13 protein-coding genes are annotated in these 13,207 nt (G+C 66.1%); 6 read left to right on the top strand and 7 right to left on the bottom strand.

Features of this window, described 5'->3' with window-relative positions; all coding sequences use genetic code 11:
* Positions 1-7: 7 nt before the first annotated feature.
* Complete coding sequence (trpD, locus tag BLV94_RS41625; protein ID WP_072945438.1) at positions 8-1,096, bottom strand: anthranilate phosphoribosyltransferase; 1,089 nt, start codon at positions 1,094-1,096, stop codon at positions 8-10.
* Positions 1,097-1,140: 44 nt separating this feature from the next.
* Positions 1,141-1,611, bottom strand: a complete 471-nt coding sequence (locus BLV94_RS41620) for a ribonuclease E inhibitor RraB (protein ID WP_072945440.1) — start codon at positions 1,609-1,611, stop codon at positions 1,141-1,143.
* Between the two features lie 126 nt (positions 1,612-1,737).
* Between BLV94_RS41620 and ctaE the strand changes: the two genes are divergently transcribed.
* The 4 genes from ctaE to qcrB all read left to right on the top strand — a co-directional run bounded on the left by ctaE (position 1,738) and on the right by qcrB (position 6,083).
* On the top strand, positions 1,738-2,349 hold the full coding sequence (gene ctaE, locus BLV94_RS41615) for an aa3-type cytochrome oxidase subunit III (RefSeq protein ID WP_072945442.1): 612 nt from the start codon (positions 1,738-1,740) through the stop codon (positions 2,347-2,349).
* Between the two features lie 64 nt (positions 2,350-2,413).
* Complete coding sequence (gene qcrC, locus BLV94_RS41610; protein ID WP_083395828.1) at positions 2,414-3,265, top strand: cytochrome bc1 complex diheme cytochrome c subunit; 852 nt, start codon at positions 2,414-2,416, stop codon at positions 3,263-3,265.
* Positions 3,262-4,404: a cytochrome bc1 complex Rieske iron-sulfur subunit gene (qcrA, locus tag BLV94_RS41605; RefSeq protein ID WP_072945446.1), complete on the top strand. Its 1,143-nt coding sequence runs from the start codon at positions 3,262-3,264 to the stop codon at positions 4,402-4,404. The genes qcrC and qcrA overlap by 4 nt, the downstream gene beginning before the upstream one ends.
* A 29-nt stretch (positions 4,405-4,433) precedes the next feature.
* Positions 4,434-6,083 (top strand): cytochrome bc1 complex cytochrome b subunit, encoded by a 1,650-nt coding sequence (qcrB, locus tag BLV94_RS41600; RefSeq protein ID WP_072945562.1) that lies wholly within the window; start codon positions 4,434-4,436, stop codon positions 6,081-6,083.
* A 2-nt stretch (positions 6,084-6,085) separates the two neighbouring features.
* On the opposite strand, the gene BLV94_RS41595 is transcribed toward qcrB, so the two are convergent.
* Entirely contained in the window at positions 6,086-7,036 is a 951-nt protein-coding gene (locus tag BLV94_RS41595; RefSeq protein WP_072945448.1) for a DMT family transporter, read from the bottom strand.
* A 68-nt stretch (positions 7,037-7,104) separates the two neighbouring features.
* On the opposite strand from BLV94_RS41595, the gene BLV94_RS41590 reads away from it, so the two are divergent.
* Positions 7,105-7,713: a TetR/AcrR family transcriptional regulator gene (locus BLV94_RS41590; RefSeq protein WP_072945451.1), complete on the top strand. Its 609-nt coding sequence runs from the start codon at positions 7,105-7,107 to the stop codon at positions 7,711-7,713.
* A 67-nt stretch (positions 7,714-7,780) separates the two neighbouring features.
* Here BLV94_RS41590 and BLV94_RS41585 read toward each other — a convergent pair whose 3' ends face one another.
* Complete coding sequence (locus tag BLV94_RS41585) at positions 7,781-8,197, bottom strand: cytochrome c oxidase subunit 4 (RefSeq protein WP_072945453.1); 417 nt, start codon at positions 8,195-8,197, stop codon at positions 7,781-7,783.
* A gap of 41 nt (positions 8,198-8,238) precedes the next feature.
* Complete coding sequence (gene ctaC / locus BLV94_RS41580; RefSeq protein ID WP_072945455.1) at positions 8,239-9,306, bottom strand: aa3-type cytochrome oxidase subunit II; 1,068 nt, start codon at positions 9,304-9,306, stop codon at positions 8,239-8,241.
* Positions 9,307-9,578: 272 nt separating this feature from the next.
* On the opposite strand from ctaC, the gene asnB reads away from it, so the two are divergent.
* Positions 9,579-11,504, top strand: coding sequence for an asparagine synthase (glutamine-hydrolyzing) (gene asnB, locus BLV94_RS41575; RefSeq protein WP_072945457.1), 1,926 nt, complete (start codon positions 9,579-9,581; stop codon positions 11,502-11,504).
* A 69-nt stretch (positions 11,505-11,573) separates the two neighbouring features.
* Here asnB and BLV94_RS41570 read toward each other — a convergent pair whose 3' ends face one another.
* Together BLV94_RS41570 and BLV94_RS41565 are read right to left on the bottom strand one after the other, a co-directional pair.
* Complete coding sequence (locus tag BLV94_RS41570; protein ID WP_072945459.1) at positions 11,574-12,548, bottom strand: carbohydrate kinase family protein; 975 nt, start codon at positions 12,546-12,548, stop codon at positions 11,574-11,576.
* Positions 12,549-12,726: 178 nt separating this feature from the next.
* A complete protein-coding gene (locus tag BLV94_RS41565; RefSeq protein WP_005247725.1) occupies positions 12,727-13,077 on the bottom strand; it encodes an iron-sulfur cluster assembly accessory protein in 351 nt (116 codons plus the stop codon).
* Between the last annotated feature and the right edge of the window lie 130 nt (positions 13,078-13,207).

Below are 13,207 nucleotides of genomic sequence, written 5' to 3'. Positions count from 1 at the left end.
CCGCCGGCTATTTGCTGGTGGCCAGGCCCGACGTGAGATCGGCCCACCGCCCGAGCAGCGTCGCGGCCGCTCCACTGTCGATGGACTGCGCCGCCGTCGAGAGCCCGTCCGACAGTCCCTCCTCGAGGGTGCGGCCGCCGAGACCCCGGAACGCCGCGATCGCCGCCGCGGCGTTGAGCAGAACTGCGTCGCGGACGGGTCCGGTCTCACCCGCGAGGAGTCGCCGCGCCACCGCGGCGTTCACGTCGGCGTCGCCGCCGCGCAGTTCGTCGAGCGACACCCGTGCGATGCCGATGTCGCGGGGGTCGAACTGACGGGTGGTCACCGACCCGTCGGCGACGATGTGCACGGCCGACGTCGTCGACGTCGTCAATTCGTCCAGACCGTCGTCGCCGCGCACCACCAGCGCCGAATTGCCGCGCTGCGCGAGCACACCGGCCACCACCGAGATCAGGCCCGGGAAGGCGCAGCCGATGAGGCCGGCCCGTGGACGGGCCGGGTTGGTGAGCGGTCCGAGCACGTTGAAGACGGTCGGGATGCCGATCTCCTTGCGGGGCGCGCCCGCGAACCGCAGCGCGGGGTGGAACACCGGCGCGAAGCAGAAGCCGATGCCGACCTCCCGCACGCAGCGGGCCACCTCGTCGGGACCGAGATTGATCTTGACGCCGAGCGCCTCGAGAACGTCCGCCCCGCCACTCTTGGAGGACGCCGCCCGGTTTCCGTGCTTGACGACGCGGATGCCGGACGCCGCGACCACCAGTGACGCCATCGTGGAGATGTTCACGGTGTTGGATCGGTCACCACCGGTTCCGACGATGTCGACGACGTCGTCGTCGACGGGAACCTTACGTGCGTGCCCGAGCATCGAGTCGGCCAGGCCGCGCAACTCCTCCGGCGTCTCGCCCTTCATCTTCAGGGCGACGCCGAATGCCGCGATCTGCGCGGACGTGGCGTTGTCGGACATGATCTCGTCCATCGCCCATTTCGCGTCGTCCACCGCGAGGTCACGTCCGTCGGTGAGCGCACCGAGGACCGACGGCCAGGTGCGTGCAGGCAGCACACCGTCGTTGGTCCCCTGAGCAGTCGGGCTCTGCATCGTCGTGTCCCCTTGTACTAGTGGCGGATCCGATCCCTGGCAGCCTAGTCACCGGGCAGATCGGACTCGCGCGCCGGTTGCGTCGCGTCCCATCCGTCGACCGAGCCCCCGAGCCGCTGGGCCAGCCCGGCCATCCTCGACCGTTCCTGGGAACAGTGCAGCGCATCGAGGACCTGGACCCGCTGCAGCACGAGTTCGACCGTCGCGCCGTCCTCGGCCGGGGACGCCTGCCTGTCCGGATCCAGCGGCCGGTAGCCGTCCTGGGCGGCGATCGACACGGCGTCGGCCACCGACGCCGCAGGCAACCGCAAGTGGTGCCGCAGTACCGCTTCCGCGTCGGCGTCCCACCGCGGATCCTCGGCGGCGGCACGGCCCAGCGCGGTCGAGCACGCTTCCACGTCGTCGAAGCTCGAGGCGACGACCACGAGGTCGGGCCGATCCTGATCGAGAGGGGCCTGCTTCCGACTTCCGAACAGTCGCCGCAGCCACCCCGTACTGTTGTCTCCAGAGCGCATGACTCCACCCTTTCACGGTCCGCGACCAGGCTGTCAGCAGGGAGAATCGGACAAGCGGGGCGCCTCGGCGCGCCGAGGGTGGACCCGGGTAGTCGTCTCTTACGACGAAGCGTCATACTTCTGTCTGTGACGAGCGCAGTAGGGACTTCAGGATCAGCAATCACCCAACGCGTGCACTCGCTGAACCGACCTAACATGGTCAGCGTTGGCACCATCGTGTGGTTGTCAAGTGAGCTCATGTTCTTCGCAGGGCTCTTCGCCATGTACTTCGTGGCGCGAGCACAGGCGAATGGGAACTGGCCGCCGGAGCCGACCGAGCTGAATCTGTTCCTCGCCGTGCCGGTGACGCTTGTGCTGATCGCCTCGTCGTTCACCTGCCAGATGGGTGTGTTCGCAGCCGAGCGCGGCGACGTCTTCGGCCTCCGCCGGTGGTACCTCCTGACGTTGGCGATGGGCACCTTCTTCGTCCTCGGACAGGGATACGAGTACATCCACCTCATCGAAGAGGGCACTTCCATCTCCAGCAGCGTGTACGGCTCGGTGTTCTACATGACCACCGGCTTCCACGGTATGCACGTGATCGGCGGCCTCATCGCGTTCGTGTTCCTGATCGCCCGCACCAAGGTCAGCAAGTTCACGCCCGCCCAGGCCACCGCCGCCATCGTCGTCTCGTACTACTGGCACTTCGTCGACATCGTGTGGATCGCCCTGTTTGCCACGATCTATTTCATCCGTTGATCAGCTGAACGCCCCAGGCAGCCCCCTGACGTCCAGTCCGTCCCGACATACCAAAGGGATACAGATGAGTTCATCCCCCCCTCCCGCATCCGACACCACGGCGTCTGCCGCCAAGGCACGCCGCCAGCGGAAGCTCCGCAGGCGCGCCACGGGCGCCCTGGTCCTGATGATGGGACTGGTCAGCGCCGGTTTCCTCGCGTCCGCGTTGACGCCAACCCCGCAGGTGGCCACCGCCACCGATGATCAGGCAGCACTGATCCGCGAGGGCAAGCAGCTGTACGACACCTCGTGCATCACGTGCCACGGCGCCAACCTGCAGGGTGTGCAGGACCGCGGCCCCAGCCTGATCGGTGTCGGCGAGGCCGCCGTGTACTTCCAGGTGTCGTCGGGACGTATGCCCGCTTCGCGCAACGAGGCCCAGGTCGAGCGCAAGCCCGTCAAGTTCGACGCCGAGCAGACGGACGCCATCGGCGCGTACGTCCAGGCCAACGGCGGCGGCCCCACGGTCATTCGTGACGAGAACGGCGAAGTCGCCCAGTCTTCGCTGCGCGGCGGCGACATCGGACGCGGCAGCGAGCTGTTCCGCCTCAACTGCGCGTCCTGCCACAACTTCACCGGGCGCGGCGGCGCGCTGTCGTCCGGCAAGTACGCGCCGGTCCTCGACCCGGCCAACGAGCAGCAGATCTACACCGCGATGGTCACCGGCCCGCAGAACATGCCCAAGTTCTCGGACCGTCAGCTGACCCTCGAGGAGAAGAAAGACATCATCGCCTACATCAAGTCGTCGGGCGAGACGAAGCAGCCCGGTGGCTACGGACTCGGCGGCATCGGTCCCGCCTCCGAGGGCTTGGCCATGTGGGTGGTCGGAATCATCGCTGTCGTCGGTGCAGCACTGTGGATCGGAGCAAGGTCATGAGCGACGCTGGCCAGCCGGGCGGCGCCACGCCAAAGAAGTACACGGATGCAGAACTCGAGAACCTGAGCCGCGACGAACTGGTCGAGCTCGGCACCAACCTCGACCACGTCGATGTCGCGTTCCGCCGCAACCGCTGGGCGGTTCCGGGAACGAAGGCCGAGAAGCGCGCCGAGCGGTCGGTCGCGTTCTGGTTCGCTCTCTCCGGCGTCTCCGCGATCGCATTCATCGCGATCTACCTCTTCTGGCCCTGGGAGTACGCGGGCTCCGGCGAGGAGCACTACTCGGCTTACAGCCTGTACACGCCGCTGATCGGCTTCACCATGGGTCTGGCCATCCTCGGCCTCGGTGTCGGCGCGGTGCAGTTCACCAAGAAGTTCATCCCCGAAGAGGTGTCCATCCAGGACCGCCACGACGGTGGATCGTCCGAGGTCGATCGCAAGACGATCGTCGCGGAACTCGGCGACTCGTTCGACACGTCGACGCTGGGACGCCGCAAGCTGCTCAAGCGGACCCTGATCTTCGGCGGCGGCGCCCTCGGCATCATGTCCGTCATGCCCCTCGGTGGTCTGATCAAGAACCCGTGGGCCAAGCGCGACGACTCCCCGCTGTGGGTGTCGGGATGGACCCCCCGCTACGAGGGCGAGACCATCTACCTGCGCCGCGACACCGGTCGTCCCGAGGACGTCGTCCTGGTTCGCCCCGAAGACCTGGACGCCGGCGCCATGGAAACGGTGTTCCCCTTCCGCGAGTCCGATCGCGGCGACCACGACGCGCTGCTCGAGGCGCTGCGCGGCATCCGCAACGCGACCATGCTCATCCGCCTCCGCACGGAGGACGCGGCAAACGTCACCAAGCGCAAGGGCCAGGAGAGCTTCAACTACGGCGACTACTTCGCCTTCTCGAAGATCTGCACCCACCTCGGCTGCCCCACCTCCCTGTACGAGCAGCAGACCAACCGAATCCTCTGCCCGTGCCACCAGTCGCAGTTCGATGCGCTGACCTACGGAAAGCCGATTTTCGGTCCGGCCGCTCGTGCACTTCCGCAGTTGCCTATTACAGTGAACGAAGAGGGTTTCCTAGTCACAACGGGTGACTACATCGAAGCTCTCGGCCCGGCATTTTGGGAGCGTCGACCGTGACCGACAACAAACCGTCCAAACTGAGCGCGATGGCCACAGGCCAGGCGGAAGCGATGGACTCGCGCTACCACCTCGCAGCGGGAATGCGGCGGCAGATCAACAAGGTCTTCCCCACCCACTGGTCGTTCCTGCTCGGCGAGATCGCGCTGTACAGCTTCATCATTCTGCTGATCTCCGGTGTCTACCTGACCCTGTTCTTCGATCCGTCGATGGCGCACGTCGTCTACAACGGTGCGTACGAGCCACTGCGCGGCGTCACGATGTCCCGCGCGTACGAGACCACGCTGAACATTTCGTTCGAGGTCCGCGGCGGCCTGTTCGTCCGTCAGATCCACCACTGGGCTGCGCTGATGTTCGCGGCGTCGATCGTCGTGCACCTGCTGCGCATCTTCTTCACCGGCGCCTTCCGTCGTCCGCGTGAGGCCAACTGGGTCATCGGCTGCCTGCTGCTGATCCTGGCGATGTTCGAGGGATTCTTCGGATACACGATCCCCGACGACCTGCTGTCCGGCACGGGCCTGCGCGCCGCGTTCTCCGGCATCACGCTGAGCATCCCGATCGCAGGCACCTGGATGCACTGGCTGATCTTCGGCGGCGACTTCCCCGGCGACCTGATCATCCCCCGCCTGTACGTCGCGCACGTCCTGCTGTTCCCGGGCATCATCCTCGCCCTGATCGCCGGTCACCTCGCGCTCGTCTGGTATCAGAAGCACACGCAGTTCCCCGGCCCCGGCCGCACGGAAACCAACGTCGTCGGTGTGCGCATCCTCCCGGTGTTCGCCGTCAAGTCGGGTGCGTTCTTCGCGATCACGTTCGGTGTTCTCGCCGTCATGGGTGGCGTGCTGCAGATCAACCCGGTCTGGACCATCGGCCCCTACAACCCGTCGCAGGTGTCGGCAGGTTCGCAGCCCGACATCTACATGATGTGGACGGACGGCCTGGCCCGTCTGTGGCCGGCATGGGACATCTACCTGTTCAACCGCTACACCATCCCGTCGGTGTTCGCCGTCGCGTTGATCATGGGTCTGGTGTTCACGGTCCTGATCGCCTACCCGTGGATCGAGAAGCGTCTGACCAAGGACGATGCTCACCACAACCTGCTGCAGCGTCCGCGCGACGTTCCGGTGCGTACCGCGATCGGTGCGATGGCGATCGCGTTCTACGCCGTCCTGACGATCTCCTGCATCAACGACATCATCGCGTACCACCTGAGCATCTCCCTGAACGCGATGACGTGGATCGGCCGTATCGGCATGGTGCTGCTGCCTCCGATCGCCTTCTTCGTCGCCTACCGGTTCTGCCTGGGTCTCCAGCGCAGCGACCGTGAGGTCCTCGAGCACGGCATCGAGACCGGCATCATCAAGCGGATGCCGAACGGTCAGTACATCGAGATCCACCAGCCGCTCGGCCCGGTCGACGACCACGGTCACCCGATCCCGCTCGAGTACCAGGGTGCGACCGTGCCGAAGAAGATGAACAAGCTCGGTTCCGCCGGCAAGCCGGGTTCCGGCAGCCTCGTCACGGCCGACCCGGTCGAGGAGAGCCTGGCGCTCGAGCACGCCCTGCACCACGGCGAGCACGAGCAGCTCACGATGCTGCGGGAGTACCAGGACCGTGCTCACGGCAACGGTTCGCCGACCTCCGGCAACGGATCGTCCGGCAACGGCGAGGCGCACTAGCCTCACCTCCGCAACCGACCAGAGCCCCGAACCACTTCCGGTTCGGGGCTCTGGTCGTCTATCTGGACCGTGCGCGCTCCCCTCCCCCGCGGCTGCGCACGGAACACGAGTACGACCGCCCCGAGGCCGACGAGAAGTCCGAGCGCGGTGAGGCCCCCGAACGGCTCGCCGAACATCACGGCTCCCCAGATCGCCGTCACCGGCGCCATCAGGAACATCAGGGCATTGACCCGCGTGATCCCGCTCCGGCGCAGCACGAGCCAGTACAGGCCGTAGCCGCCGACGGTGGACAGGACGATCAGCCACGCCACCGACCACCAGAACGGTGCCGTCGCCGGCGGCGACAGCTTTCCGTCGAACGCCGCGAGAGCGGTGAACAGCACGGCGCTGGTCGCGCAGTGCACCGTGAGGGCCACTACAGGGTCGGTGTCGTCGGGTGACCGGCTCTCCACGAATGTCGCGGCCACCAGCGACAGCATTCCGGCGAACGGCACGAGGTATGCCCACCACGGCACGCCGGAGGCCGCGGTGGCGTCGCCGGCGGTGACGATCACGACACCCGTCAGTCCGAGCAGCAGCCCCCACCACTGCCTCGCCGCGACGTTCTGACCGAGCAGTGGGCCTGCCAGCACGGCGACGACCAGGGGCTGGGTGCCGTCGATCAGTGCGGTGGTGCCGGTCGAGACGCCGAGTCCGATCGCCTGGTAGACGGTCAGCAGATACCCGGTCTGCGACAGCGCGCCCACCACCACCCCACGGCGGAGCGCACGGAATCCGATTCCCCGCCACCGAAGGCGTCGGAACAGCGCCGCGCCCAGTACGAGCGCGGCGGCCAGTGGGAGGAACCGCCAGGTCAGCACCGTGAGCGGATCTGCGTCCCCGGCGCCGAGTTTGGCCCCGATGAAACCGGAACTCCAGCACACGACGAACATCACGGCGAACAACACGTTCACGACGAACCACCACCCAGTAAACAGATCGGTTTACTTCCTGAAAGTACACCGATCTGTATACTTTTGCCATGGAGTCTGTGCAGCAACCGCAGCGCGTGACGCTGACGCCGGGCGCGCGACGAGCGTTGGCCGCGGCGGACCGACTGTTCTACGAGCGGGGAATCCACGCGGTCGGCGTCGATCTCATCGCCGCAGAAGCCGGCGTCACGAAGAAGACGCTCTACGACCGTTTCGGCTCGAAGGAACAGATCGTGGTCGAGTACCTCGCCGACCGGGACCAGCGGTGGCGGGCGTTTCTCGCCGGCCATCTCGACACCGTCGGCGACTCACCCGAACTGCGGCTGACGGCGATCTTCGACGCGTCCCGCGAATGGACCGCGGAGAACAGCGCGAAGGGATGCAGCATGGTCAACGCACACGCGGAGATCAGTGACCCGTCACATCCGGCCTACGCGATCATCATCGGCCAGAAGCGGTGGATGCTCGACCTGTTCACCGATGTGTGCCGGGACGCGTCGGTGCGCGATCCGGAGACACTCGCGCGCACCGTCATGCTGCTCCACGAGGGCGCCCTGGTCGCACACGGGTTGCAGGTGTTCCCCGATGCGGTGCGACTCGCGTCCGAACAGGCCGCAGCCCTCCTCGCCGCGGCGGCCGCCCGGAACCGCGAAGCCTGACGACGAAAAGCGAAGGCGCCGAACCCCAGAGGGATTCGGCGCCTTCGCCGTCACAAAAGTGTGTGGACTAGTGCTTCTCGGGCCCGACGTAGTACTCGAAGACGAGACCCGCAGCGGCGGCCAGCACGGCAACCACGGCGACCACCAGCATCCACGGCTGGAAGAACGCCATCGAGACGGCGACGAACGCGGCCGCGGCGGCGAGCAGGATCGGCCAGTAGCTACCGGGGCTGAAGAAGCCCAGGTCGCCTGCGCCGTCGGCGATCTCCGCGTCCTCGTAGTCCTCGGGACGGGTGTCGAGGCGACGGGCGACGAACCGGAAATACGTTCCGATGATCAGCGTCAGTCCCGCCGACAGGCAGATGCCCGTCAGACCCGCCCACTCGATACCGGTTCGTGAAACGGCGGTGAAGACGCCGTAGACGATCGCGACGAGAATGAAGAATACCGTCAGGATCTCGAAGAGCTTGGCTTCGATCTTCATATCAGCACTTGTCCTTGGTCAGTGAGGTATCAGCAGCAGGTTCAGTTACCTTCGACACCGCTCGCCTGCTTGTAGCCGCGGTCGGTGGTGAAGGGAGACGTCGACGTCGCGACGGGGGACTCGCCGATGGCCTGCAGAGCCTCCGCCGTGGTCAGATCCCGGCCGCCCTCGCTCGCCGGCTTGCGCAACTCGATGTACTGCGCGAACTTGTCCGGGCTCACGGCACGAACCTCGAAGTTCATCATCGCGTGGAACGTGCCGCACATCTCGGCGCAGCGCCCGACGAAGGCACCTTCCTTCTCGATCTCACTGATCTGGAAGACGTTGTCGGAGTGGTTCTCCTTGGGGTTCGGGTTCACGTCACGCTTGAACAGGAACTCCGGCACCCAGAAGGCGTGGATGACGTCAGCCGAGGCCAGTTCGAACTGGATCCTCTTGCCGGTCGGCAGGACGAGGATCGGAATCTCGTTGCTCGAACCGACCGTCTCGATCTTGTCGTAGTGCAGGTACGACAGGTCCTGGGGCGTCTTGCCGTGGATCGGCCCGGGCAGGGCGTGCTCACCCTCGCCCTCCGCCTCGGGCGCCGATGCGGACTCGACGGCGGCCTGCGCCTCCTGGTCGACACCGTCGTACAGGCCGCCACCTTCACCGAGATCGATGGAGCGGTAGCCGAACTTCCAGTTCCACTGGTACGCAGTGACATCCACCACCACGTTCGGGTTGTCCTCCTTCTCGAGGACATGGTTCTGCACGACCACCGTGAAGTAGAACAGCACGGCGATGATGACGAACGGAACCGCGGTGTACGCCAGCTCCAGCGGCACGTTGTATGCCGTCTGACGCGGGAACTCGGGTGAGTCCTTCTTCTTGCGGTGGAAGATCACCGCCCAGAAGGTGAGTCCCCACACCAGCACACCCATGACGAGGGCGGCGATAACCGACCAGGTCCACAGTTCACGCATGCGGTGCGCCTGCGGGGTTACGCCCGAAGGCCACCCGAAACGAAGCACCTCGTTGTCGATTGAACAACCCGACAGCAGCAAGGCAGCAATGCCCAAAGATACTGCCAACCCTGCCCGCCGAAGGATCCGACCTTGCGCCACGTTCACGCCTTCCTGATCGCCGCAAATTCCACTAGGGCACACCCGATGGGAAGGCCCAATTACTACGCAGCGTAGACCAAAGGTGGCGGCTCTCCATCCTCGGGTCGGGCGATGTGTCGCTGTCGTTGCCGCGGCGGTGCCGGTGTTCGGGCCGCGGCGGTGCCGGCGACGGCCCGAACCGGACGCGTCGGCAATCTGCGGCATACTTTCCGGCAGAGATCCCTGACCCCTCCACCTCGTGGAGCCTTCCAAGATTCTGAATTGAGGTACCGGACGCTGTGTGCGGACTGCTCGGGCTACTGACCTCTGGAGAAACCAGCGACAACGCCGTCTCACAGGTCGACCAGGCGATGCACTGCCTGCGGCACCGTGGGCCGGACGAGCACGGGACCTGGCACGACGACCACCTGGTCTTCGGGTTCAATCGGCTGTCGATCATCGACATCGAACACTCCCACCAGCCACTGCGGTGGGGTCCGGCGGAGAATCCGGAACGCTACGCGCTGACGTTCAACGGCGAGATCTACAACTACCTCGAAGTGCGGGCCGAACTCGCGGAGCAGTTCGGTGCGCAGTTCGTCACCGAGGGCGACAGCGAGGCCATCGTCGCCGCGTTCCACTACTGGGGTGAAGACGCCGTCCGTCGCCTGCGCGGCATGTTCGCGTTCGCGATCTGGGACACCGAGACGCGGGAGTTGTTCATCGCCCGCGATCCGTTCGGCATCAAACCGCTGTTCCTGGCGACGGGCACCGGCGGCACCGCATTCGGTAGCGAGAAGAAGAGCCTGCTGGAACTGGCGAGCCTGATCGGCATCGGCACCGAACTCGATCCGCGTGCGGTCGAGCACTACACCGTCCTCCAGTACGTGCCGGAGCCGGAAACCCTCCACAAGCAGATCCGCCGGCTCGAGTCCGGGTGCTTCGCGCGGGTGCGGCCGGGCGAAGTACCCGTGATCACCCGCTATTTCGCACCCACGTTCCCGGTGCGTCCGTTCGCCGCCGGCACCGAGCAGGCCCGGTACCGCGAGATCGCGGAGGCGCTCGAGGACTCGGTCGCCAAGCACATGCGCGCCGACGTGACCGTCGGCTCGTTCCTGTCGGGCGGCATCGATTCGACGGCCATCGCGGCGCTCGCGATGCGCCACAACCCGAACCTGATCACGTTCACCACCGGTTTCGAGCGTGAGGGCTACTCCGAGGTCGACGTCGCGGCCGAATCCGCCGAGGCGATCGGCGCACGGCACGTGGTGAAGGTGGTCAGCCCCGCCGAGTTCGCCGCCGCCATCCCCGAGATCGTGTGGTACCTCGACGACCCGGTCGCCGACCCCGCTCTGGTTCCGCTGTGGTTCGTGGCGAAGGAGGCACGTAAGCACGTCAAGGTCGTGCTGTCCGGTGAGGGCGCCGACGAACTGTTCGGCGGCTACACCATCTACCGCGAGCCGATTTCGCTGAAGCCGTTCGAGTACCTGCCCAAGGGCCTGCGCAGGGCCGCCGGGAAGCTGTCCGAACGCATCCCCGACGGCACCCGCGGCAAGAGCCTGCTCAATCGCGGTTCGCTGACCCTGGAGGAGCGGTACTACGGCAACGCGCGCAGCTTCAACGACGCGCAGTTGCGCGCCGTCCTGCGCGACTTCCGGCCCGAGTGGACGCACCGTGACGTCACCGACCCGATCTACGCGCAGTCTCAGGGGTGGGATCCGGTGGCCCGGATGCAGCACCTGGACCTGTTCACGTGGTTGCGCGGCGACATCCTGGTCAAGGCCGACAAGATGACGATGGCCAATTCGCTCGAACTGCGGGTGCCGTTCCTCGATCCGGAGGTCTTCGACGTGGCGTCGCGGGTGCCGCTGGATCAGAAGATCGCCAAGAGCACCACCAAGTACGCGCTGCGTCAGGCGCTGGAGGGGATCGTCCCCGGCCACGTGCTGCATCGGGCGAAGCTGGGCTTCCCGGTGCCGTTGCGGCACTGGCTGCGCGGCACCGAACTGTTCGACTGGGCGCACGAGCAGATCGCGGCTTCGGGCACCGATCACCTGCTCGACAAGGTCGCGATCACGAAGATGCTGAACGACCACCGGGACGGCGTGTCCGATCACAGCCGTCGACTGTGGACCGTGCTGATCTTCATGGTCTGGCACGGCATTTTCGTGGAGAACCGCATCGTCCCGGAGATCGCCGAGCCGGCGTACCCGGTCTCGATCTAGGCGCTTCGCGCCCGTGAGTGGTTGACGAGTCCAGGGACTCGTCAACCACTCACGGGCGGCGGAGCCGCCTTACGGCAGAATCGCGGCGATCTCGTCCGCGGCGGTGGAGCCGTAGGCATCCGCGAGGCGCTTGACAGCCTCGTCGCGGTCGAACGTCCATTCCTGGGTTCCGGTGGTCTCCAGTACCAGCACGGCCACCAGCGACCCCAGTTGCGCGGAACGCTCGAAGCTCAGGCCTGCGCTGTGCGCGAGGAGGAATCCGGCCCGGAATCCGTCACCGACACCGGTCGGGTCGACCTTGGCCTTCTCGGGGACGACAGCGACCCGGGTGCAGTTACCTTCGGCGTCGACGATCTCGACGCCCTTGGACCCGAGCGTCGTGACGCGGACACCGACCTGTGCGCGGATCTCCTCCTCGGACAGTCCGGTCTTCTGCTGCAGCAATCCCCACTCGTACTCGTTCGTGAACAGGTATTTCGCGCCACGAATCAGCGCCGCCGCCTCCTCGCCATTCAGGCGCGCGAGTTGCTGCGACGGGTCGGCGGCGAACGGGATGTCCAGTCGGCGGCATTCCTCGGTGTGGCGGATCATCGCCTCGGGGTCGTTGGCGCCGATCAGGACCAGCTCGAGCGTGTCGGCGTCCGGTGCGATGCCGGACAGTTGGATCTCGCGGGCCTCGCTCATCGCCCCGGGATAGAACGAGGCGATCTGCGCCATGTCCTCATCCGTGGTGCACACGAAACGCGCGGTGTGCGCGGTGGTCGAGATCCGGACGGCGGTGCAGTCGACACCGTTGTCCTCGAGCCACTGGCGGTAGTCCGCGAAGTCGGCTCCGACAGCCCCCACCAGCAGCGGGGAACCACCGAGGACGCCCATGGCGTAGGCGATGTTGCCGCCCACTCCCCCGCGCCGGACTACGAGGTCGTCGACCAGGAAGCTCAACGAGATGTGGCTGAGCTGATCGGCGAGCAGTTGCTCGGCGAACCGGCCCGGAAACCGCATCAGGTGGTCGGTGGCGATGGAACCGGTTACCGCAATTGTCACGGGCGGATGCCTTTCGATGAGTTCGGTCGGGATTTCTCACCGTACCCCGGCGTACCACCATGTTCGGTCGGCAGCACGACGACTCGGGACGGCGTGGTCGGGCACGAAAAAAGTCTGACGCGGCAGCCGGTCGGCGCCGCGTCAGACTTGTCGATTCAGTTGTGCTTCGTCCCGGGACTCAGTTGAAGGAGTCGCCGCAGGCGCACGAACCGGTCGCGTTGGGGTTGTCGATGGTGAAACCCTGCTTCTCGATGGTGTCGACGAAGTCGATCGAGGCACCCTCGACGTACGGCGCGCTCATCCGGTCCACCGCGAGGGCGACGCCACCGAAGTCCACGATCAGGTCGCCGTCCAGGTTGCGGTCGTCGAAGAAAAGCTGGTAACGCAGTCCTGCGCAGCCGCCGGGTTGCACGGCGATACGCAGTGCGAGGTCGTCACGACCTTCCTGATCGAGCAGCGCCTTCGCCTTGGCGGACGCGGCTTCGGTCATCTTGACGCCGTGGACGGCGGTCTCGTTCTGCACAGTCATGGGCTCTCCCTGTAGTTCGTAACAAACCCGTGAACGCTTCAACGGTACTCCGCGCCCGACTTATTCCCGGGTTCCCTTCACTGCGGCAGCGTCCGCAGATCGATCCATGTCCATGGTATCCGACGTCGGG

Origin of the sequence: Rhodococcus koreensis, assembly GCF_900105905.1 — a bacterium.
Classification (GTDB): Bacteria; Actinomycetota; Actinomycetes; order Mycobacteriales; family Mycobacteriaceae; genus Rhodococcus_F; species Rhodococcus_F koreensis.
Note: the sequence above shows the minus strand (reverse complement) of the source record. Positions and strands in the feature narration are given on the sequence as shown.

What these genes read in the sequence shown, in the direction of transcription:
- trpD (WP_072945438.1), bottom strand. Translation starts at nt 1,096, where the DNA reads ATGCAGAGCCCGACTGCTCAGGGGACCAACGACGGTGTGCTGCCTGCA.
- BLV94_RS41620 (WP_072945440.1), bottom strand. Translation starts at nt 1,611, where the DNA reads ATGCGCTCTGGAGACAACAGTACGGGGTGGCTGCGGCGACTGTTCGGA.
- qcrC (WP_083395828.1), top strand. Translation starts at nt 2,414, where the DNA reads ATGAGTTCATCCCCCCCTCCCGCATCCGACACCACGGCGTCTGCCGCC.
- qcrA (WP_072945446.1), top strand. Translation starts at nt 3,262, where the DNA reads ATGAGCGACGCTGGCCAGCCGGGCGGCGCCACGCCAAAGAAGTACACG.
- qcrB (WP_072945562.1), top strand. Translation starts at nt 4,434, where the DNA reads ATGGCCACAGGCCAGGCGGAAGCGATGGACTCGCGCTACCACCTCGCA.
- BLV94_RS41590 (WP_072945451.1), top strand. Translation starts at nt 7,105, where the DNA reads ATGGAGTCTGTGCAGCAACCGCAGCGCGTGACGCTGACGCCGGGCGCG.
- BLV94_RS41585 (WP_072945453.1), bottom strand. Translation starts at nt 8,197, where the DNA reads ATGAAGATCGAAGCCAAGCTCTTCGAGATCCTGACGGTATTCTTCATT.
- BLV94_RS41565 (WP_005247725.1), bottom strand. Translation starts at nt 13,077, where the DNA reads ATGACTGTGCAGAACGAGACCGCCGTCCACGGCGTCAAGATGACCGAA.